The following is a 21,265-nucleotide window of genomic DNA, read 5'->3' as shown; positions in this document are numbered from 1 at the left end:
CTATGTGAAAAATTTTAACTCAAAATATCATTCAGTTATCTTTTACATAATTTTTTCATTAGCGTACTTTTTAATTGGTATTTCACTCACTAAACTCGCCTTTAATACTCAAATTATCCCGGTATGGTTACCTGCAGGCATTGCCTTAGTTGGATGCTATATGTGGTGGTGGCGCTTCATTCCAGCGCTTTTTATAGCAGCCTTTGCTTTTAACTTTAATATTTTTGACAGCACAGCTCACGATATGGTGTTGGTTGGCAATACCTTCAGCCAAGCCATGTATATTGCTATTGGCATTGTATTGCAGGCAATGGTGGGGGCTGGTTTACTTAAATATTGGCTTGGACACCCGCTGTATTTTAAAAAACGCGCAAGTATCATTTATTTTATTTTTGTTGTGGGCATTGCGGTTAGTTTAATTTCAGCAAATTTTGGGGTTTTTGCGCTGAGCCAATTTAACTCCGCATACGATATTAAAGATCATTGGCAAAATGTGTTATTTTGGTGGCTAGGAGACTCATTAGGCGTAATTATTGCCACTCCTCTGCTATTGGTGCTTACTCAGTTTAAGGGGCAAAATAGGCCTATATCGCCGCTGCCTACGTTAGCGGTATGTAGTATTTTATTTGTATCTGTTGCAGTAACTACTCAGCTTTATAACCAAGAAAACAGACAAAATACCGTTAAAGTCGCCGAGCGAGAAGCTCACATTATTGAAAATAGCTTATATCGCTACATCAACCAAAGTTTAATAGCGGTGCAAAGCTTAGCCAGCCAAGTACAATCTAACCCTGATTTAAACCAACAAGACTTTTACGCCTACGCCAGCGAGTTACTGGCACAGCATTCGTTTATTAAAGCGCTTTCGTGGAATCAAAAAATAGCGCAAAGTGAGCGAGCTTCGTTTACCCAAGAAGTTGCCGATATATACCACCTAGACTTTGAAATTGTCGGCGAGCCCCTTGAGCCAGACGATCCTATGGTCATCGTTAAATACATTGCTCCTTTTAATGGCAACCAAAAAGCGGTTGGTTTTAATGTGTATTCAAACCCAGACAGAAAAGCATCGCTAGTAAACCCTGCAATTAGGTATCAGCCAGTCAGCACTAAAATTATTCAGTTAGTGCAAACAGCTGAGCCTGAGCCTGCCTATCTGCTATTTGCCCCCGTGTACGAACAACAACAGCAAAAAGCTACTATAAAGGGGTACGCAACAGGTGTGTTTTTAGTGCGTAATATTATTGAGCAAGCGATTAACGAGCAACAATCAGAGATGTTTTCTATTGCGCTCTATGAAGATGTAAATAAGCCCGCATTTTATAGTAACTACGGCAAAAGTTTAAATATTGCTCAGGGCAGCCGTGTTATGAAACTAAAACTCAGCTTTGGTGGGCAAATATGGAATGCACATTTAGCCTTAAAAGAAAAATACCTTGCCCCCCATAATAACCAATTAACACTGTTTTTAATGGCCTTACAATTGGTGGTATGTGCCTTAATTTTAATTGTTTTACTGCTTTTTAATCAGCAACAAATTGCCCTTACCCGAAAAGTCGCAGAGCGCACCCATTCGCTTGCGCAAGCTAAAAAGCAATCTGACTTAGCTAATCAGGCTAAAAGCCGATTTTTAGCCAATATGAGCCATGAAATACGCACACCATTAAATGCAGTGATTGGCTTTTCATCATTAGCGCGCAAAGAAGACAACGCACACACTCTTATTGGTTACTTAGACAAAATAAACTCTTCATCTAAAAGCTTACTAAACCTGATTAACGACATACTTGATATTTCAAAAATTGAATCACATAAGCTTAAGCTAGAAAGCACGGCGTTTGACCTTCATGCAATTATAAAGCGTATTAACACAATGTTTGAGGCCAGTGCAGCCAATAAAGGCATTGGCTGGCAGGTTAGCAGTCATCTTCCGGTAGATACTTGGTATGTAGGCGACCCTTTACGCTTTGAGCAAGTAGTGCTGAACCTTTGCAGCAACGCAATAAAATTTACAGAGCAAGGCAAAGTAAATGTAGACTTTAGCGGAGAGTTTATCAGTACTGACAAAGTTAAAATTACCGTAACCGTTACAGATACGGGTATTGGCATAAAGCCTACCCAGCAGTCCAAGCTATTTAGTGCCTTTACCCAAGCCGACGACTCAACATCAAGGCGATACGGTGGCACAGGCCTGGGCTTAACAGTCGTAAAAGAGCTCAGTAAATTAATGGGCGGTAACGTCACATTACAGAGCGAACCAAACGTTGGCTCTACGTTTAAATTTGACGTTGAGCTTCGCACCAGCCCAGTACAAGAGCAAGCCGAGCTTGTATACTCGGGTACTAAATTGGCGGCTTTAAAAGTGCTAGTAGCAGAAGATAACCCGGTAAACCAAATGGTAATTAAAGCCATGCTAGGCTCATTAGGTATTGTTGCCCATATTGTCGAAAATGGTGAAGCGGCAGTAGATATAGCAAAAGAGCAACACTTTGACTTAATTTTAATGGACTGCCAAATGCCAATAATGGATGGTTACAGAGCCACTGCCCTAATTAGGCAATTTAAAAGTGAGGTAGAGCTGCCTATTATTGCGCTGACCGCCGATGTTATGCCTGAGGATAAAGCCCATGCTCAAGCCGTTGGTTTTAATCAGCATCTTGCAAAACCGCTAGAACTGGTTAAGCTAACCGCGTGCTTAGCCCAATACGCCGAAATTGAAGAGCACTAATACAATAATGCGCTAAATAAATGCGCTTGTGTTAACTTAGTTTAAAACGCCACCACCCACTATAAAGCAGTCCAAGGTAAGCAGTAATGGCAACTTTTACCCACCAATGGTTTAGTGATATTAACCAAATAGACGTACACGAATGGACTCGTTTATTCGGTAATGAACCTTTTACCCGCCATGCATTTTTATATGCATTAGAGCAAAGCCACTGTGTAAACAAAGAGACAGGCTGGCAGCCTCAGCACTTAGCGATTTATGAAGCTGACAAATTAGTCGCACTCGCTCCTGGGTATTTAAAAAGCCACTCTTACGGAGAGTATGTTTTTGATTGGGCATGGGCAGAAGCCTACGAGCAACACGGATTAGCCTATTATCCTAAATGGCTAAGCGGTGTACCTTTTAGCCCCATTGAAGGCCAGCGTATTGCCATTGCACATACGAATACACAAAGCGTATACGAGTACATAAAAAAGCAATTAAATTTAACCAGTATGGAGCAAGGTTGGTCTGGCTGGCATGTTAACTTTTGCCCAAAGGTTCAAGCTCAAGCCCTGTGTACTGACGATATAATGCAGCGCGTAGGCGTGCAGTTTCAATGGTTTAATAAAGGCTTTAAAACCTTTGACGATTTTTTAAATACACTCACCGCACGCAAACGAAAAACGCTAAAAAAAGAGCGAGCTAAAATAGCACAGCAAAATATTACCATTGAATGGCTGCAAGGCTCGCACCTAAGCCCTGAAACAATGCAGCTATTTTGTGAGTTTTATCAGAGTACTTATTTAAAACGTTCTGGGCATTTAGGGTATTTAAATATTGAGTTTTTTACTTTATTGCAGGCGCTAATGGGCGATCAGCTAATTATTATGCTTGCCAAAAAAGACAACAAAATAGTGGCAGCAACGCTAAGCTTACAAGGTGAAAACACCTTGTATGGCCGCTATTGGGGCGCCAGCGAAGAAATAGACTCCCTTCATTTTGAGCTGTGTTACTACCAAGGGATTGAATTTGCGATTAAGCATAACTTACATTGCTTTCACTCAGGCGCTCAAGGTGAGCATAAAATACCTCGTGGGTTTGAGCCTGTTTTTACTTACTCCAGCCACTATATTGTTGAACCCGACTTTAGAGCAGCAATAAACGACTACCTAAAGCGAGAACGCCAACATATGACAATTTATAAAACGCAGTGCGCTGATTTACTGCCGTTTAAAAACCAATAACTGATTGTTAGCTGGCATAGCTGTATCACTTATGAGTGTAAGGCTTGCTTGTGTTGCTAATTGCTCTATGGCCTCAAAATCACGAATGCCGCTAAATGGGTCACGCTGTGTTAAAAAGCGATCGAACTCTTCATTACTTGCACTTGTAAACTGCCCTTGGTATTTGAAAGGGCCATAAATACACACTACTCCCTGGCTTGCTAAGTGCGTTGAAACCCCTTTAAAAAATTGCTCAACCAACTGCCAACTTACAATATGAAACGTATTTGCTGTGTAAATAGCATCTACGTTATTTACCGGCCATGCATAATTCAAATCAAGCTCAAGAGGGCCGTGTAAATTAGTTAAATTTGCCTCCTTAAGCCATAAATTTATGCCCTCATGGTTTATACGGCGATCACTTGTATACCACTGTAAATGCGGTAATTGCTCAGCAAAAAACACACTATGCTGCCCCGTACCCGAGCCTACTTCGAGTACCGATTTTGTCTTATTAAAAGCCGTTTTAAGCACCTCTAAAATAGGACCCTTATTGTTTTCACACGCTTGTGAGAAAGGTTTGATCATGACCTGCACCAATATTGAAACTTATTGCACAACATTAACGCAAAAAAATGGCACAGAACAATTAAAGTTTTATAGATAATTTATAAAAGTGAGTTAATTCATGGCACTAAAATAAAAATAAGACGATGGTATGTATTATGCTTTAATTAAATCAACCCTAAGTAGGGTGTATTACCAATATTAAATACGAGGATAAAATTATGCATACTCCCCCTTACACCGCTGTAGACGCTGTGGTCTCAGTGACAGAAAAAAGCACCGAAAAACCAAGTAGCACCTGTGATAGTAGAGCCACTGTAATCGACTTACTTTCTCACTGTAACCAAAATCAACAGGCGCTAAAAAAACATGAAACAGACCAAATATTCATTCTTGGCTATAATTGATACTCAATTAAACGCTGCAAATAATTTTTATAATAACTGTTTACACTGAAACCGATTAAATGTAATGATAACTATTATCGTTAACTTAAATCGGTTTTTTTATGTCTCCCTTTCAGGCATTACAGCCTTATCATCATGAACTTGCTTGTAACTGCTTACGCCCGGGCTTACATGCGCCTATGGTGGTAGCTCACTACATAGAAACCGCTTTAAACGTTGCTAAAAGCTTTGAAAAACAGCGTAACCCCTTACTACAAGAGTTATATTTATTACGCACTCACCATGAAATTATCAATAAAATGTGCGACCCTCTAATACACAATGCCATTCGTAAGCAGTGCCTTGAGCAATTATATAAACCCTTATTGGCATTAAAACGCTTTTACTATGCACATAACGATACTGAAAAATTTTTAAAACTTGAGCGCGAAGCTCGCGTACTCAGTCACGAATTTAACCCTTTTTAAGGAGCGACTTATGAGCAATTTTAGAACCGAATCCGACAGCATGGGTGAATTACAGGTCCCTAGTGATGCGCTATACCAAGCGCAAACCCAGCGTGCAGTTAACAACTTTGCTATTAGCGGCTTAACTATGCCAAAACAGTTTGTAACAGCGCTTGCATACATTAAGCAAGCTGCAGCACAAAGTAACTTTGAGCTAAATCACCTAAGTAAAAGTAAAGCCAACGCTATTGAGCAAGCATGCCAACAAATTATTGATGGCGAGCATTACGAGCACTTCCCGGTTGATATTTTCCAAACAGGCTCAGGCACCAGCTCGAACATGAACGCTAATGAAGTTATCGCAACGCTTGCAACTCGCATTGGTAATGAGCCAATTCACCCCAACGATGATGTAAATATGGGACAAAGCTCTAACGATGTAGTGCCTACAGCCATTGCACTAAGTAGTGCTATTAACGTGGTTTATGAATTACTGCCATCTCTTGAAAAACTATCGCAGAGTTTAGAGCAAAAAAAGGCAGACGTTGGCAAAATAGTTAAAACAGGCCGTACGCATTTAATGGATGCCATGCCCGTTACGTTTGAGCAAACGCTAAGCGCGTGGCAATCACAAGTAAATAATGCAGCCTCAGGCATTCGCCATAGCTTAGAGCGAGTATGTGAGCTTGCCCAAGGCGGGACTGCTGTTGGCACGGGTATTAATGCTGATGGCGAATTTGCCTCAAAGTTTGCTAAAAACTTAAGCGCAAATGTGGGTATAAGTTTTAAGCCAAGCAGTAACTTTTTTTACAATATTGGCTCGCAAGATGCCATTGTAGCGCTCTCAGGTCAGCTAAAAGTGCTCGCTGTAGCACAAATGAAAATAGCCAATGACTTACGCTGGATGAACTCAGGCCCACTTGCCGGGCTTGGCGAAATAGAGCTTGAAGCACTGCAACCAGGCTCATCGATTATGCCGGGTAAAGTAAACCCGGTGATCCCAGAAGCGGCAGCCATGGTAAGCGCTCAAGTTATAGGTAACGATGCAACCATCACTGTGGCAGGCCAAGCCGGTAATTTTGAGCTAAACGTAATGCTACCTGTTATTGCGCACAATATTTTACAAAGCATTGAGTTACTTGCTAATAGCGCCCAAGCATTGGCAGATAAAGCCATTGCGAGTTTTAAAGTAAACCAGCCCAATATTGATAAAGCACTGGCCAAAAATCCTATTTTAGTGACTGCGCTTAATCCGGTGATCGGTTACGAAAAAGCAGCCAAAATAGCCAAGCAAGCCTACAAAGAAGCCCGCCCAATAATTGATGTCGCAGAGCAAGAAACCGACCTTCCACGCAGTGAATTAGAAACACTGCTTAACCCCACTAAACTTACCCAAGGCGGTTTATAAAGGTAAATCTAAAACGGCTTTAATTACTTGATAATATAGTTTTTATTGCCGTTAAAAATGCACCGTGTATGATAGTGATGAATAATTCATCACTATCAAGGTTTGTTATGCGTACTCCACTGTTAGCCCTACTTTTACCACTTTGTTTAACTGCATGCCTCGAAACAACATCGCAAGATGCACCAACTAACTCGGTGAACGAGCTTAAAGAAGTACCGCATAAAGAAGTACCTCAACAAACCAGCAGTGAAAACAAGCACAAAACCCCTACTGATGCATCACAACCCATAAAAACCGCTTTAAAAGCAGTATCACTTAACGACATTAAAACCGCAAAAAGCGAGCTTAATACGTTAATTGCCAATACACAGTGCGATACCTCTGCACAATGTAAGGTTATGCCTGTAGGAAGCAAAGCCTGCGGCGGACCAAGTGATTATGTTGTTTACTCAACAAAATCAGCTAAAGAGGGGCAAGTCAGTTCGCTTGCAAAGCAAATAACAACGCTTGAAAAAGCCTACAACACACAAAATGAAATGATGAGCACGTGCCAGCATTTAACTTCTCCAAGCACGCAGTGTGTTGAAAATAAATGTGTTAAACTTGAAGGTTCAGCGGTAAGTGTATTTTAAGGACAAGGTTATGAGTTGTTTACCATCAGCAATTAAATTATCAATTGTGAGTGTTGCCACCAGCGCTATGCTATTACTTAGCGGCTGTGCAAGCACATCATCAAGTACTGAGCAAAATCAGAATTTGTCTGACTTGAACTACGATCTTAATAACATTGTTAGTGATAATAGTTGCACCGCAAGCTTTCAATGTAAGGTACTCGAAGTAGGAGCACGAGCATGTGGTGGGCCAAGTAAGTATGTTGTGTATTCAACGCTTAATACCTCTCAAGAGCACGCCGAAGAAGTTGCCCAAAAAATTACACAACAACAAAAAGCGCAAAACAAAGCGCAAGGTTTAACCGATTGCTCACCGGTACTTGAGGTACAAACCCTGTGTATTAATCAGCAATGCCAGGCATTTGATATAAAATAGCGCAAACGCCAATTTCAGCGTTAACCTATAAAAGGTATTAACGCTGAAATAACCACCACCAGCACCACACAAATTCCTGCTTTAACAATGTATTTCATTGGCATTTCTTTTTTTACCCAGTACGCATAAATAAATCGCACAAAGTAACTTGCAGCTGTGCCAAATAAAGCAAAAATAATTAAGTAAGCAATTAAAATAATATTCATATAAATCTAAATTAACTACTTAGTGTTTTTAGTATGAGCAATTAATAACTCTGCTACTTGTTGCTTTACGGCTCGCTTATCATCACTTTGGACATTAAATCGTGTTGCAAGTTGGGCTATTTCATCATCGTTTAAATTAAACGATAGGCGCTGACGTGTTTTTTTAGACTTTACATCTAAGCCTAAAATTTTACGGATCATATCTGAGGGCGTAAGCTCTTGGTCAATGGCCTGCTTTTTTATCGACTTTTGTACTTCGCTGCTTAAATCAAATGCCATTTGTGTGGCACGCACGGCTTGCTCTTGACGTAACCACTTGTCTTTAGCATCACTCACTTCGCATCTCCTGGAAACAAGTCGACTATATCGGTAATTGGGCGTGTTAGCGTTAGTGACACTTCGGTCTCACCGCCATCCCATATTTCAATATTTAAGCCATGCCCTTCGTCTGGCGATGCTAAGCAAATCATTTCACAAGGTTCGCCACCCTCTTGCTCATAGCGCGGTAATGACTGGCCACGAAAATCTTTATTATGGAAATAGCACACATAAGGCGATTCACTTTGCTGATAGCTTTTAGCTAAAAACTGCATAAACTGCTCTGGCGTATTTTGCACCTGTATATGAGTTAACGACTCTTCATCAAAAATACATGCAAATTCGTCTAGCCCAAATATTTGCTCTACGTCGTCACGCTGAATTTTGATTGAAAAATTAGCCCACTGCTCGCCATCATCTTGCTCAATTTGTAAAAATACAACCTGTCCGCTGTTCGTCTCTAGCACAAACTCAGTATCACTACTGTGCTGATATTGATAGGTTTGAATATCAATAACACGCAGCGTTTGCCCTTTTAACCACGACGGATACGCAAATGAATCGATAACGCTAAACATGTCACCTTTTTTAAGCTCACTTGCATGGTTAAGCTGACGTTCTGGCTCTTTTTTAGATTTGAAAAAATTAAACATAATGAGGCATCCCTTAAGCAAAAAAGGTAACTAAGCCACGCTTAATTACCTTTTATTATAAATGTACGAACTATTAGCCGTTTTGCTTGGCTTTAATGCGCGCTAAAATATCAGCACTTTTTGGGCTTGTATCGCCAATACCGGCTTCAGCCATTTTTGCTTTTAAATCGTCGCCATTTGTATCTGACTCAAGCTCTTTTGCAGCGCCTAACTGGTCACTACGATCTTGCTGGCGCTGTTTAATACGCTCCAGCGACTGACGAGCCGATGTCATAGACGAGCTATTGGTATTAAGCGTGCTGTTAACCGCCATTGTTGCTTGCTGTACGCTTTCTGTGGTTTTAACCATAGTAAGCTGACGTTGGTTTTCTTTAATCGACTTTTCAGCGTCTTTAACTTGTTGTTTAAGCGCTACAATATGATTGCTAAAACCTGCTAATACTTGCTCATTTTCAGCTTTTTCAGCTTCAAAGTCGCCAATTTTTTCGGCGATTTCTAATGCTAAGGCTTCGTTACCTTTTTCAAGTGCTTGGCCTGCATATGCTTCGTGCTCAGCAATTGATGCATCAACTGCGCTAATTTTACGCTTAGTTTGCATTTCTTTAGCCATTACTTCTGTAAGGCTCTTTTTAGCACGATTAAGTGCATTTTGCGCATCTGCTATTTCTTGTTCAAAAATACGAATGCCGTTTGCATCTACAATTGCTTCGCCCGCTTCACGCGCGCCGCCACGTACTGCTGTAAATAATTTTTTTAATATACTCATAATCTTAACTCCACTAACTAGTTACTAATCGTTTAAATACAAGGTCACGGCTTCTAGTGCGTCAATAGCGTTGTCAGCTAGTGTCACTAGTTCGTGGGTAATATCATCTAATGATGAATTTACCGACAGTGCACCAAAAATCGCGTATTTGTTATCGATTTTAGCAAATGCACTCAGTGGAATTGGCACGTTTAAACGTAGTAGTGTTTCGTTTAACTCGTTGCGTAATTCACTTTTTACTTCATCTTCGCCAAACAAGTAGCTAATACATAACAACTGCTCTTGTGTTTGCGTAACAAAAATTGGAAGCTCATCGTTTCCATCAACTATGACTTGTAAAACATCTTGCTCACCAGGGTTGGCAATCAAGAAAGACTCAAAGTTAGCGCCTTCTGTTTCAAAAGAAGCTAATTTTATTGAAAGTTCATTTAATTCCATGTCTCTGCCTTTTTGCTGTTTGACATATTATGTCTGAGTTAAGATTCGCACGGCCGACATATTATGTCAACCATGTTTTATTAATTTTTATACAATTCGCTTTCTATCTGCCACGCATTACGGTAGTAATCATATAGCTGACCAGAACCTAACCTATTGACCTCAATACCTTTAACTTGTTCAAAATACTGGTTAGGAAATACAAAGCTGGCTAATAAATATTCTTTACTTACCCACCTTGATGGCACCGGCATAGCGCTTATATTTTTAATTCGCCCACTGGCTGGTTGACCCATTTTAGTGGCTATTGTCCACCCCCATTGCCCAAACGAAGGAATATTTTGCTGGTACTGCTCAACATAATCAAAACCCGCCGCTTTTACCGTTTTAGCAATACTTAAAAATGCTTTTTTGGCATGATAAGGCGAGGTAGACTGCACAGCCATTGCGCCATCGGGAGCTAACAATTGACGTACATGGTTATAAAAATAGTCGCTGTACATTTTGTTTAAATCGGGGTGATTAGGGTCCGGTAAGTCAATTAAAATAGTGTCAAATTGCTTACCTTGATCTAGGAGCCTTTCAACCTCTAAAAACGCATCTCCCACAATAATATTGGCGCGCGGGTCCAACATCGATTGCTTATTTAGCGCTAATAACCGCTTACTTATAGACTCAGGCGCTGTAAAATCACCGTCTTTATGGCCAAATAAATTAAGCAGCTGTGCATCTAAATCAATTAACGTTACGTCGTTCACTGGCCACTTTAAAACATCTCTAAGGGCAAGCCCGTCGCCACCACCAATAATTAATACGCTATCGTGCCGGTTTGATGCGAGCATTGCCGGATACACCAGCATTGAATGATATATTTGCTCATCAATACTCGAGAACTGTAAACGCCCATTCAAATACAAGTCGGTAATAGGCGCTGGCTGGTTTTTACTTAAGCGCTCGGTTAATACTACATGCTGGTATTTAGTTGCTTGTGAGTAAATAACTTTATCTTTATAAAGTACATTACTTAAGCTGTTCATCCAGCTACTACCCATCACTAAAATAAACCCAAACAGTGCCAGTAATACTATATGGCAAACTAGAAGTGCCTTAGCAAAGCGCACATGAGCATGGTAGCGCCATAAAAAGGCGAGCCCTGCCAGTATATTAAAAAGAGCTGTCCACGCTGCAGCTTGCATTATAGGCATCGCCAGCATAATGCTTACCCAAATAGCCGCACCAATACCCGCGCCAATATAATCGGCACCATAAATAGTGCCTGCATTGTTTTCTAAAAAACGCCCGTACACATGTTGGCGAATACGTGCAATAAGCGGTATTTCCATACCAATAAATAAACCCAGTACTAAACCAAACACATAAGGTAAAAAGCGTGACCACTCTTGCAGCTTTTGAAATACATAGCCATTGAGCACAACATCGGGAGGTAAATTAAAAATACTAGAAAACAAATGAGGAAGTGAATAACTTACAGCAATTACACCGGCTATTGCCAAAATACAGCCCATGCCAACCAGAGCAATAATACTTTCAAGCCAAGCAAAGGCGGTAAAGGCATCTTTAAACCAACGGGCTAAAAATGCGCCTAAGCCCATGGCAACTATCATTGTGCCAATCATGGCATAGATAGCACTCTCTACAGAGCCCAGTACCCGCCCTGCGTAATGCGAAAGTAAGTATTCATAAATAAGGCCGCACCCAGCGAGTACGGCCATAACAGTTATTAGTAAAATATCGTGCCCAAGTAAACGTGATTTACTTGGGCTAGTTGTAGTTGATGACACTGATTATGCGCCTAGTAAGGTTGCCATAGTAATACCGACAGCAAACGACACTGCAGCAGAAATAGCACCTACACCTACATTTTTCTGACGGTTAACTTCATCTGAAATATCACAACCTGATAAAATTATTTTGATGGTGATTAAATGCAAAATGATGAATGCCACTAAACTTACAATCGCGCTAATAGCCCAATAAAGCAGGCTAGCATTAATGTTATCGGCCGCATACGGTGCAATACCTGATGCCGCAGTAATAGCTAAGGCACTTCCTACTAAAAAGCCTGCGTAGCGTATACCTACAGCTAAATTGCCATCAATAATGGCTTGTTGTAAACAATCACCGCTTTTATTGGTACGCTTAAATAATTGTACGCGGTATTGGCTTACAAGCAGTAGTGCAACACTGCCAATAATAAAGGCAGCAATAACGATAGGCAGCCCGTGCCAACCCTCTGTTGCTACCCATAAAAGTGCAGAGCGAATCACAATAGCCACACTCACTACATGACCAAAATCGATAATAGAGGCCGTTACATTACCTTTTACAATTTCGTCGTGCAGGCTGACTTTACGAAGCGCGACCTTATCTTGAAAAAAGTGGCCCAATTTAATCAGTACAATGGCTAATACACCATAGCCCAGCATTTGCAGGGCTTCTTGCTGTAACGACGCAGCAAAGGCACCACTACTCACACCCGTTAATACAATGGCAAGTGCAACTAAGCCTGCCGCAAAGCTAATACCAAAAGCAAAGTTATCGCGTTCTGTTATTTCGTCATTTGCATGAAGGTTTGAAACCCAGCCCTTAATGTATTTTAGGCTTACAAATAACAACACTATAATTGCAAAATCAATCGCCAAAGCTTGTAGCGACCACGTAGTTATTCCATTAAATTCGTACATATTTCTAACTCCAACTTATTCTTTACTTACCACGGCTCACGCCACGAGAGGTTCTGCTACCGCTATTGCGTACCGATCCAGAGCTGTTGCTATAACTACTCGAACGCGAGTAACTACTGCGGCTTTTAGGCGGTGTATAACTACTGCGGCTTAAACCCGAGGCACCCGTTTTTTTGCTCGCATAAGGGCTAGTAAACTGTTTGCCTTGGCGTTGGTACGATTGACGCGTACGCGTTTCTAAAGCACTTTGCGTTTTAATTTGTTTAGGGCTTGAGTAACGATAGCGGCCGTAATCGTTGTAATAGCTATATTTACGGCGGCTGCTCCAACGTCCGTATTCAACACGATCAAATACATCGCCTAAAATACGGTACATGCCATACCACTGCCAAAAGCTAATACCATTACTATTAGTTTGCCAGTTACCGTAATTAGGGTTGCCCACCAATTGATTACCCTCGCCTGCGCCCTCTGCCTCTTTACTAATAGCACCAACGCGCGCAAGGCTGCCCTTAGACATATCCGCTAGCATATTAATCGGGTCAGTTAACGCATCAGAAAACAGCGTAGGCTTAGCCGCCTCACGTAGTAAATCAATACTGTGTAGCGTGTCTTCGTAAGGAGGGATTAAATAAGTGCCTTTAATATCTTTAAGTCGTTGTGTTAAACCACTGTAAAGGGCACCCTGCCTTGTAGCATCAAGGGTAATTACATCAACAACCTGACTAAGTTCTGGCTGTTGCTGTTTAAGGAGTTTGCCATATTCTTTAAGCAATACAGCATTACGTATAGTCCCATTATCAAGCGCGGTACCAAGCTGTGCAAGCTCAACATCTGCCTTTTTAATAGACTCTTGAATTGTTTGTTGTAGTTGCTCTTCTTTAGATTGACAACCCATAAGCACTGCAAACAAACAAAACAGGCTCATAAGTTTCCAAGCTTTTATATTCGACATTCATGTCACCTGATTTAATAAATAACCGCATTAGTCTTACACAGGTCACTTATTAAGCCAAGAATGAAATTGCAACAAAGTAAGTCTGCCTAAAATAAAATAACCAGCTATATTTACTCTATGAATTTAAACACATTCTTTTACTTACAAATTTAGTAAGTAACATCAGCGCTACGCGTAAGCCTTCTATTAATAAATAACAACAATAAGTAATAACTCTTTTAGTGAAAGAGCATGACAGTAAGAAGGGATTTGGCTAAATGTTTCATAGTATTCGTAACAAATTTATTATTATTACGACTTGTCTAATCGTACTAAGCGCTAGTTTTGTTTTTTATTTAGCTATTAATGAGCACGAGGATTTATACCGCCAATCAGTTGAAGAAAACCTCGATGCTATGTCATCAAATATTTCAGATAATTTGTTACGTGTTATGTCGCAAGAGATAGATTTATTTTCTATTACAACTGAGCTTTTGGGGTTAGATAGGTACGAGCACATAAAGTTTGTAAATGTATTTGATAGTAATTGGCAGCTAATACAGTCCTACGTGCACCCTAATTACTTAAAGTTCGAGGATTTTTCTCCACAGTTACAAGGGATCAAACCACAAAGTTTGCCCCGTACCGTCAGTGTTACTAACCAAGGCTTAGTTGCCTTAAAAACAATTGGTGAGGAGCAGTTCCCTATAGGCTACCTATTAATTGTTCAGGATTTTAATAAGCCCCTCAATGAAAGCAAAGCGAGCTTATTTTATAGTGCAGCCCCTATCGTTATTTTTAGTATCGTGATCACCATCATCATCTCTTTTTGGATATACCAACATTTATTAAGCCCACTATTAAAGCTTTCTAAGTTCACACAAAAAGTAGAAAAAACAACTAACTATCAACTCCAATACCAGGGCTCAGGCAACGACGAAGTATCGCAACTTGGCAAAGATATTAATAACTTACTTAACACTATTAATTCCCAAGTGCTCACTAATCAAAAAAACACCGCACAACTATTAAAGCAAAAGCAATCAATGGAGCACTTAGCTAACTTCGATATATTAACTGGCTTACCTAATCGCATGTTTATTATGGGCTTACTAAAAGAAGAATTAACACGCTGTAAAAATAATCATCAAGATATAGCAATTATGTTTTTTGACGTAGATAGCTTTAAAGGTGTAAACGATACACTTGGCCATGAAACGGGCGACCTACTTTTAAAGGCGGTAGCCAGTAATATCAAAAAGCACTTACGCGAAAACGATGTTATTGCACGCTTAGGGGGTGATGAGTTTTTAATAATGCTGCGTAATATAAATAATTACACCGACGTTATTAATATTGCGGAGCAAATTATCAGCTCAATGCTAACGCCTTTTACTATTAACCAGTGGGATATTCCCACCGGGGTAAGTATTGGTATTGCCCATGCTAAAGAGGCCGAGTTTGACATTAATACATTGATTAGTAATGCAGATATCGCAATGTATGCCTCAAAAGAAAAAGGTAAAGGGTCGTACACTGTTTTCCATAGAAAAATGTTAGAAAACAGCAAGCGAATGGCTCAAGTGGCTAATTTAATTAGTCATGCAATTGCGCAAAATGAGTTTGAAGTTGTGTATCAGTTAAAAATGGCTGCAAATGGTGAGGCTAATGGCCTTGAAGCCCTTATTAGGTGGCAAAGTGAAGAGCTTGGCTTTATTTCACCAGGGGAATTTATACCCATTGCAGAGCAGGCAGGTAAAATAAAAGCAATCACGCAGTGGGTTGTCTCCAGGGTATTTCAAGATTTACCCACACTAAAGCAAACTATAGGTAACCATGTACTCGTTTCTTTAAACCTATCGAGCCATGATCTTAAAGATAATCACTTTATTGATGTTGTAAAAAATAAATTGGTTAAATACAACGTCGACATTGCAAATATCCAGTTTGAAATAACCGAATCAAGCTATCTCGATAATTTTGAAAACTCCAATGAATTCTTTAACCAAATAAAACAAATGGGCGGGTCTATAGCCCTTGATGATTTTGGAACGGGTTATTCATCGCTAAGCTACCTGACAAAAATAGATATCGATACCATCAAAATTGACCGTATGTTCGTTAATCAATTTGATAGCTCAGAAAAGGATGCGGCGGTATTAAAGGCCATACTCGATTTAAGTAAACGCCTAGGTTTAAAAGTATGTAGTGAGGGTATAGAAACAGCCAGCCAGGCTAACTACCTAATTGAAAATGGCAGTGATGAAATGCAAGGGTATTATTTTGCAAAGCCTGTAACCATAGCACACATTCCAGCAGCTAAAGCCCAAGCAAAAGAAGCATTTAAAGCGCTAACTTTAAAATAAATCAGCGCTACTAGTTAACCATAAATTAAGGCGTTAGCGTTACAACAGTTAGCTCGTCCGGAATTTTTGTATCAGCAGGTAAATAAGCAACTGCATTTTCTTCTTTCAATAAATACGCAATAATTTCTTTAGTCGAGCTAAACTCTAAGGGTGGCTTGCTACGCCCTGTAAATCTCATCTGAGCCCAATAAGCCTGAATTCTGGATTCGGTTAAGCCAACCAATTTCGTATTAAAGTCGATTCGTAACGGGTTTCCGGCGGGTAAATTTACTGCTTTAAATTGACGACTCATCGCGCCGCCCATATAAATATGGCGAACTTGCTGCTTACTCAAAGCTAAGTTTTTATTGGCCGTATTAACAACAATGATCACTTTAGTGGTGTGGCTATTATCCGCGTAGGCTTGTACGCTAATAAACAATAATGACCAAGTAAAAATACACAGCAGTATTATATGTCTAATCACGTAAGTTAACTTAGAGTACATCATCAAAATACCCAATCTAAGCCAATAAGGTAAAGATTCGTTTTTCTATTAAAGCTAACATCCTCAGGGATCGCAAAAAAAGAATTACTAACCTCATCGCCCTCTAAAGCAGATACTTCCGCCTTTAATGCCAGATTAGGTAGCACATCCCATCGTATACCAAGTGTCCATGTTTTTAGTGAGTCGGGCGCCGACTCTGCAAACACGCTGTTATAAGCCTGTGCCAGCTTATCAAGCTCTTCGTTAGCACCAATAGGGATTTCATTCTGATTGGCATTAATTTCTACATCGCTGTCTGCAAAGGTTAAATGATAAGTAAAAGGTGCATCGTTATAGCCTACGGTTAAGTAATAGCTTTGTATAATCGGAATTATATCTAACTGTGTTTTAATCTTTACCCACTCACCTCTAAAAAAATAATCTAAATTATCATAAATAACACCAAACTGATCTGCATATGCACTGCCCTGCGTTGTCAGCGATGCTGCACTTTGGCTAAAATTAAAATCCTCTAAAATATCTTGTAGTTGGTTAATCGATTTAAGATCTAACGCTATGTTACCGTTATACCTTGAAGCCCTAAATTCTATATTTTCAATATTCAACTTCCCTATCACACCCACTAAATTATCCACCTCAAAACCTGTTTTAAAAGAGCCTATGCCAATACTTCCCGACTCTTCGCCATAGTACCCTTCAATACTGATATCAAAGTCATCTGAGCCAAATTTGTAAATAGCATCAATACCATTAAATGTTTTAAATAAGTACGTGTCGTATACTTGTTGTGGCGGATTGATCCATGGGTATGCAAACCCTACATCAGAGAAGTCGCTCATTGTAAAAAAGGGGGTTCGCAGCTTACCGATTTTTATCTGTAGGTTTGTTGTGGGCGTATAAGTTAAATACAGCCATTCAAGTCCACTCTCACCAGATACCGTTGTGCTATCGGATCTAAATAACCCTTGTGCTGTCACTGACCAGTTTGTATTAAACTGATACTCAGCTTGAAGACCTATTAAACTTGATGGTGAAAAGTTAAGACTGTCATCGTAGCCTCTATATTCGACATCTTTTTCATCTAAATAACCACCAATAACACGTGCGTAGCCTGAAAAATCAAACTCACCTGATTTAGCCGGTAAATGGTATAGGCTGACGATTAAAACGAATATCTGAAATATTTTATTTCGCATAGACACTCAGCAACCTAGATAAAAAGCGCTGAATATTAAAAAGTAACGACATTTTATAATTCTGCAGAATAATTATTATGAGGTATAACTATAGTCAAAGTTAAAGAGTGTGGATCAAAATAGTCTGAACTATAAGCTATTATTTTTATACATCTTAATAGATTAGTTAAGTTAAGAGACTTGCGTGTACTGTAATACCAATTCGCTTAATTATGTGATCTATTTTGAGGGTGGAAAAACGTGTTGATAGCTAGGCAAAATGATTAAGTATTATTGCGTATTGGTATTACTACAAAGAGTTTGAGCTCTGTGTTGTGTTTTATCCGCGGGTTTCGTGATACTCAACCCACGCTACGGAGGTGGTGGAGACTTTGTGAGTAATATCTGGCAATCCCACTCATGAAATAAGAACACTATAAATCGATGTTTTTTATCGTCGGGTGTCGCTTCGCTCACCCGACCTACATTCTAGAAGTAGATGAGTGTGCGTTAATTGTCCGCATTTCACTTTTCTGCAGACGTAAAAAAGCCCGACTCTTTCGAGTCGGGCTTTCTTGTATTTGGAGCCTGGCAATGTCCTACTTTCACATAGCAAATGCTACACTATCATCGGCGCTGTTTCGTTTCACTACTGAGTTCGGCATGGGGTCAGGTGGGTCCAAAACGCTATGGTTACCAAGCAAATTAGGTGCAAAAGATTAAGGACAAGCACGTAGTGCTACTTTTTCCTTTGCGCAAGGTGTCTCAATGTTAACGCTACGCGCTAAGAGTCACCTCATAAATTTGGAAAATTCTGATAATATTTTTTAAGTCTAAGTATTTATCTACTTTAGCTATTAACTTCTGTCGCTTGTTTCTGTCACAAAACGCGTTTGGCGTTGTATGGTTAAGCCTCACGGGTAATTAGTACAAGTTAGCTTAATGGCTCACACCACTTCCACATCTTGCCTATCAACGTTGTAGTCTTCAACGGCCCTTCAGAGACTTTAAAAGTCTAGTGAGAAATCATCTCGAGGCCTGCTTCGCGCTTAGATGCTTTCAGCGCTTATCAGTTCCGAACGTAGCTACCGGGCAATGCCATTGGCATGACAACCCGAACACCAGCGGTTCGTTCACTCCGGTCCTCTCGTACTAGGAGCAACCCCTCTCAATTCTCAAACGCCCACGGCAGATAGGGACCGAACTGTCTCACGACGTTCTAAACCCAGCTCGCGTACCACTTTAAATGGCGAACAGCCATACCCTTGGGACCGACTTCAGCCCCAGGATGTGATGAGCCGACATCGAGGTGCCAAACACCGCCGTCGATATGAACTCTTGGGCGGTATCAGCCTGTTATCCCCGGAGTACCTTTTATCCGTTGAGCGATGGCCCTTCCATTCAGAACCACCGGATCACTATGACCTACTTTCGTACCTGCTCGACGTGTCTGTCTCGCAGTTAAGCTGGCTTCTACCATTACACTAACCGTACGATGTCCGACCGTACTTAGCCAACCTTCGTGCTCCTCCGTTACTCTTTGGGAGGAGACCGCCCCAGTCAAACTACCCACCAGGCACTGTCCGTAACCCCGATTCAGGGGCCAACGTTAGAACATCAAAACTACAAGGGTGGTATTTCAAGGACGACTCCACAACAACTAGCGTCGCTGCTTCAAAGTCTCCCACCTATCCTACACATGTAGGTTCAATGTTCAGTGCCAAGCTGTAGTAAAGGTTCACGGGGTCTTTCCGTCTAGCCGCGGGTACACAGCATCTTCACTGCGATTTCAATTTCACTGAGTCTCGGGTGGAGACAGCGTGGCCATGGTTACACCATTCGTGCAGGTCGGAACTTACCCGACAAGGAATTTCGCTACCTTAGGACCGTTATAGTTACGGCCGCCGTTTACCGGGGCTTCGATCAAGAGCTTCGTCCGAAAACTAACCCCATCAATTAACCTTCCGGCACCGGGCAGGTGTCACACCGTATACGTCATCTTGCGATTTTGCACAGTGCTGTGTTTTTAATAAACAGTCCCAGCCACCTGGTCACTGCGGCTCCCGTCCGCTTAGAGAGTAAATCTCATCACAGATAGGAGCGTACCTTCTCCCGAAGTTACGGTACGATTTTGCCTAGTTCCTTCACCCGAGTTCTCTCAAGCGCCTTAGTATTCTCTACCTGACCACCTGTGTCGGTTTGGGGTACGATTCGGTATAATCTGAAGCTTAGAGGCTTTTCCTGGAAGTATGGCATCAGCAACTTCACACCCTTGGGTGCTCGTCTCGTGTCTCAGCCTAACAGCAACCCGGATTTACCTAAGTCACTAGCCTACTCACTTTCACATGGACAACCATCGCCATGCTTGCTTAGCCTTCTCCGTCCCCCCATCGCAATTATACCAAGTACGGAAATATTAATCCGTTTCCCATCGACTACGCCTTTCGGCCTCGCCTTAGGGGTCGACTTACCCTACCCTGATTAACATGGGATAGGAACCCTTGGTCTTCCGGCGTGCGGGTTTTTCACCCGCATTATCGTTACTCATGTCAGCATTCGCACTTCTGATACGTCCAGCATACCTCCCGGTACACCTTCAACCGCTTACAGAACGCTCCCCTACCACTCATCCTAAGATGAATCCGCAGCTTCGGTGCATAGTTTAGCCCCGTTACATCTTCCGCGCAGACCGACTCGACCAGTGAGCTATTACGCTTTCTTTAAAGGATGGCTGCTTCTAAGCCAACCTCCTGGCTGTCTGGGCCTTTCCACATCGTTTCCCACTTAACTATGACTTTGGGACCTTAGCTGGCGGTCTGGGTTGTTTCCCTCTTCACGACGGACGTTAGCACCCGCCGTGTGTCTCCCGGATATTACTTTACGGTATTCGGAGTTTGCAAAGGGTTGGTAAGTCGGGATGACCCCCTAGCCTTAACAGTGCTCTACCCCCGTAAGTATTCGTCCGAGGCTCTACCTAAATAGATTTCGGGGAGAACCAGCTATCTCCCGGTTTGATTAGCCTTTCACTCCTAGCCACAGGTCATCCCCTAACTTTTCAACGTTAGTGGGTTCGGTCCTCCAGTTGATGTTACTCAACCTTCAACCTGCCCATGGCTAGATCACCGGGTTTCGGGTCTATACCTTGCAACTATTCGCCCAGTTAAGACTCGGTTTCCCTACGGCTACCCTAATCGGTTAACCTCGCTACAAAATATAAGTCGCTGACCCATTATACAAAAGGTACGCAGTCACCTAACAAGTAGGCTCCTACTGCTTGTACGTACACGGTTTCAGGTTCTATTTCACTCCCCTCACAGGGGTTCTTTTCGCCTTTCCCTCACGGTACTGGTTCACTATCGGTCAGTTGGGAGTATTTAGCCTTAGATGATGGTCCACCTATATTCAGTCA

19 protein-coding genes and 2 rRNA genes (1 of these 21 cut by a window edge) are annotated in these 21,265 nt (G+C 41.2%); 8 read left to right on the top strand and 13 right to left on the bottom strand.

Annotated elements, in window-relative coordinates:
• Positions 1 to 4: 4 nt before the first annotated feature.
• Positions 5 to 2,725: an ATP-binding protein gene (locus VOI46_RS00285; RefSeq protein ID WP_004589151.1), complete on the top strand. Its 2,721-nt coding sequence runs from the start codon at positions 5 to 7 to the stop codon at positions 2,723 to 2,725.
• Positions 2,726 to 2,811: 86 nt separating this feature from the next.
• The gene (locus tag VOI46_RS00280) at positions 2,812 to 3,951 is read left to right on the top strand and encodes a GNAT family N-acetyltransferase (RefSeq protein ID WP_324738107.1); all 1,140 of its coding nucleotides are present in this window, start codon (positions 2,812 to 2,814) and stop codon (positions 3,949 to 3,951) included.
• Here the strand turns inward: VOI46_RS00280 and VOI46_RS00275 are convergent.
• Positions 3,928 to 4,518: a DUF938 domain-containing protein gene (locus VOI46_RS00275; RefSeq protein WP_282337837.1), complete on the bottom strand. Its 591-nt coding sequence runs from the start codon at positions 4,516 to 4,518 to the stop codon at positions 3,928 to 3,930. The genes VOI46_RS00280 and VOI46_RS00275 overlap by 24 nt on opposite strands.
• Before the next feature lie 200 nt (positions 4,519 to 4,718).
• Between VOI46_RS00275 and VOI46_RS00270 the strand changes: the two genes are divergently transcribed.
• The 5 genes from VOI46_RS00270 to VOI46_RS00250 all read left to right on the top strand — a co-directional run bounded on the left by VOI46_RS00270 (position 4,719) and on the right by VOI46_RS00250 (position 7,805).
• Positions 4,719 to 4,904, top strand: coding sequence for a hypothetical protein (locus VOI46_RS00270; protein WP_004589148.1), 186 nt, complete (start codon positions 4,719 to 4,721; stop codon positions 4,902 to 4,904).
• A gap of 101 nt (positions 4,905 to 5,005) precedes the next feature.
• Positions 5,006 to 5,371, top strand: a complete 366-nt coding sequence (locus VOI46_RS00265) for a hypothetical protein (protein WP_004589147.1) — start codon at positions 5,006 to 5,008, stop codon at positions 5,369 to 5,371.
• Between the two features lie 10 nt (positions 5,372 to 5,381).
• Positions 5,382 to 6,758, top strand: a complete 1,377-nt coding sequence (locus tag VOI46_RS00260) for a class II fumarate hydratase (RefSeq protein WP_004589146.1) — start codon at positions 5,382 to 5,384, stop codon at positions 6,756 to 6,758.
• A 107-nt stretch (positions 6,759 to 6,865) separates the two neighbouring features.
• The gene (locus VOI46_RS00255; protein WP_004589145.1) at positions 6,866 to 7,390 is read left to right on the top strand and encodes a hypothetical protein; all 525 of its coding nucleotides are present in this window, start codon (positions 6,866 to 6,868) and stop codon (positions 7,388 to 7,390) included.
• Positions 7,391 to 7,400: 10 nt separating this feature from the next.
• Entirely contained in the window at positions 7,401 to 7,805 is a 405-nt protein-coding gene (locus VOI46_RS00250) for a hypothetical protein (protein ID WP_029772226.1), read from the top strand.
• A gap of 20 nt (positions 7,806 to 7,825) precedes the next feature.
• Here VOI46_RS00250 and VOI46_RS00245 read toward each other — a convergent pair whose 3' ends face one another.
• The 8 genes from VOI46_RS00245 to VOI46_RS00210 all read right to left on the bottom strand — a co-directional run bounded on the left by VOI46_RS00245 (position 7,826) and on the right by VOI46_RS00210 (position 13,846).
• Positions 7,826 to 8,011, bottom strand: a complete 186-nt coding sequence (locus tag VOI46_RS00245; protein ID WP_004589143.1) for a hypothetical protein — start codon at positions 8,009 to 8,011, stop codon at positions 7,826 to 7,828.
• Between the two features lie 15 nt (positions 8,012 to 8,026).
• The gene (locus VOI46_RS00240; protein WP_004589142.1) at positions 8,027 to 8,347 is read right to left on the bottom strand and encodes a hypothetical protein; all 321 of its coding nucleotides are present in this window, start codon (positions 8,345 to 8,347) and stop codon (positions 8,027 to 8,029) included.
• Positions 8,344 to 8,982 (bottom strand): DUF4178 domain-containing protein, encoded by a 639-nt coding sequence (locus tag VOI46_RS00235; RefSeq protein ID WP_282337836.1) that lies wholly within the window; start codon positions 8,980 to 8,982, stop codon positions 8,344 to 8,346. The genes VOI46_RS00240 and VOI46_RS00235 overlap by 4 nt, the downstream gene beginning before the upstream one ends.
• A gap of 73 nt (positions 8,983 to 9,055) precedes the next feature.
• Entirely contained in the window at positions 9,056 to 9,748 is a 693-nt protein-coding gene (locus tag VOI46_RS00230; RefSeq protein ID WP_004589140.1) for a PspA/IM30 family protein, read from the bottom strand.
• A gap of 24 nt (positions 9,749 to 9,772) precedes the next feature.
• Entirely contained in the window at positions 9,773 to 10,186 is a 414-nt protein-coding gene (locus VOI46_RS00225; RefSeq protein ID WP_004589139.1) for a DUF2170 family protein, read from the bottom strand.
• Positions 10,187 to 10,266: 80 nt separating this feature from the next.
• On the bottom strand, positions 10,267 to 11,988 hold the full coding sequence (locus tag VOI46_RS00220) for a polyamine aminopropyltransferase (RefSeq protein ID WP_324738106.1): 1,722 nt from the start codon (positions 11,986 to 11,988) through the stop codon (positions 10,267 to 10,269).
• A 3-nt stretch (positions 11,989 to 11,991) separates the two neighbouring features.
• Entirely contained in the window at positions 11,992 to 12,891 is a 900-nt protein-coding gene (locus tag VOI46_RS00215) for a DUF350 domain-containing protein (protein WP_004589137.1), read from the bottom strand.
• A 22-nt stretch (positions 12,892 to 12,913) separates the two neighbouring features.
• Entirely contained in the window at positions 12,914 to 13,846 is a 933-nt protein-coding gene (locus VOI46_RS00210; protein ID WP_004589136.1) for a hypothetical protein, read from the bottom strand.
• Between the two features lie 260 nt (positions 13,847 to 14,106).
• Here VOI46_RS00210 and VOI46_RS00205 point away from each other — a divergent pair, with 260 nt between their 5' ends.
• Positions 14,107 to 16,194, top strand: a complete 2,088-nt coding sequence (locus VOI46_RS00205; RefSeq protein ID WP_324738105.1) for an EAL domain-containing protein — start codon at positions 14,107 to 14,109, stop codon at positions 16,192 to 16,194.
• A 25-nt stretch (positions 16,195 to 16,219) separates the two neighbouring features.
• On the opposite strand, the gene VOI46_RS00200 is transcribed toward VOI46_RS00205, so the two are convergent.
• The 4 genes from VOI46_RS00200 to VOI46_RS00185 form a co-directional block, all read right to left on the bottom strand.
• On the bottom strand, positions 16,220 to 16,660 hold the full coding sequence (locus VOI46_RS00200; protein WP_273606690.1) for a hypothetical protein: 441 nt from the start codon (positions 16,658 to 16,660) through the stop codon (positions 16,220 to 16,222).
• Positions 16,661 to 16,683: 23 nt separating this feature from the next.
• Positions 16,684 to 17,877, bottom strand: a complete 1,194-nt coding sequence (locus VOI46_RS00195; protein ID WP_324738104.1) for a hypothetical protein — start codon at positions 17,875 to 17,877, stop codon at positions 16,684 to 16,686.
• Between the two features lie 565 nt (positions 17,878 to 18,442).
• Positions 18,443 to 18,557 (bottom strand): 5S ribosomal RNA (gene rrf, locus VOI46_RS00190).
• A gap of 202 nt (positions 18,558 to 18,759) precedes the next feature.
• Positions 18,760 to 21,265: ribosomal RNA gene (locus VOI46_RS00185) — 23S ribosomal RNA — on the bottom strand; it runs 381 nt beyond the window's last position.

It is taken from the genome of Pseudoalteromonas sp. CuT4-3, assembly GCF_035666335.1.
Taxonomy (GTDB): Bacteria; Pseudomonadota; Gammaproteobacteria; order Enterobacterales; family Alteromonadaceae; genus Pseudoalteromonas; species Pseudoalteromonas atlantica.
This window is presented reverse-complemented; position numbering and strand designations above follow the sequence as displayed.

Bases quoted from the DNA above. Each gene is read 5' to 3' on its own strand.
- VOI46_RS00280 (WP_324738107.1), top strand. From the start codon at position 2,812: ATGGCAACTTTTACCCACCAATGGTTTAGTGATATTAACCAAATAGAC.
- VOI46_RS00275 (WP_282337837.1), bottom strand. From the start codon at position 4,518: ATGATCAAACCTTTCTCACAAGCGTGTGAAAACAATAAGGGTCCTATT.
- VOI46_RS00270 (WP_004589148.1), top strand. From the start codon at position 4,719: ATGCATACTCCCCCTTACACCGCTGTAGACGCTGTGGTCTCAGTGACA.
- VOI46_RS00265 (WP_004589147.1), top strand. From the start codon at position 5,006: ATGTCTCCCTTTCAGGCATTACAGCCTTATCATCATGAACTTGCTTGT.
- VOI46_RS00260 (WP_004589146.1), top strand. From the start codon at position 5,382: ATGAGCAATTTTAGAACCGAATCCGACAGCATGGGTGAATTACAGGTC.
- VOI46_RS00255 (WP_004589145.1), top strand. From the start codon at position 6,866: ATGCGTACTCCACTGTTAGCCCTACTTTTACCACTTTGTTTAACTGCA.
- VOI46_RS00250 (WP_029772226.1), top strand. From the start codon at position 7,401: ATGAGTTGTTTACCATCAGCAATTAAATTATCAATTGTGAGTGTTGCC.
- VOI46_RS00245 (WP_004589143.1), bottom strand. From the start codon at position 8,011: ATGAATATTATTTTAATTGCTTACTTAATTATTTTTGCTTTATTTGGC.
- VOI46_RS00235 (WP_282337836.1), bottom strand. From the start codon at position 8,982: ATGTTTAATTTTTTCAAATCTAAAAAAGAGCCAGAACGTCAGCTTAAC.
- VOI46_RS00230 (WP_004589140.1), bottom strand. From the start codon at position 9,748: ATGAGTATATTAAAAAAATTATTTACAGCAGTACGTGGCGGCGCGCGT.
- VOI46_RS00225 (WP_004589139.1), bottom strand. From the start codon at position 10,186: ATGGAATTAAATGAACTTTCAATAAAATTAGCTTCTTTTGAAACAGAA.
- VOI46_RS00215 (WP_004589137.1), bottom strand. From the start codon at position 12,891: ATGTACGAATTTAATGGAATAACTACGTGGTCGCTACAAGCTTTGGCG.
- VOI46_RS00210 (WP_004589136.1), bottom strand. From the start codon at position 13,846: ATGTCGAATATAAAAGCTTGGAAACTTATGAGCCTGTTTTGTTTGTTT.
- VOI46_RS00205 (WP_324738105.1), top strand. From the start codon at position 14,107: ATGTTTCATAGTATTCGTAACAAATTTATTATTATTACGACTTGTCTA.
- VOI46_RS00195 (WP_324738104.1), bottom strand. From the start codon at position 17,877: ATGCGAAATAAAATATTTCAGATATTCGTTTTAATCGTCAGCCTATAC.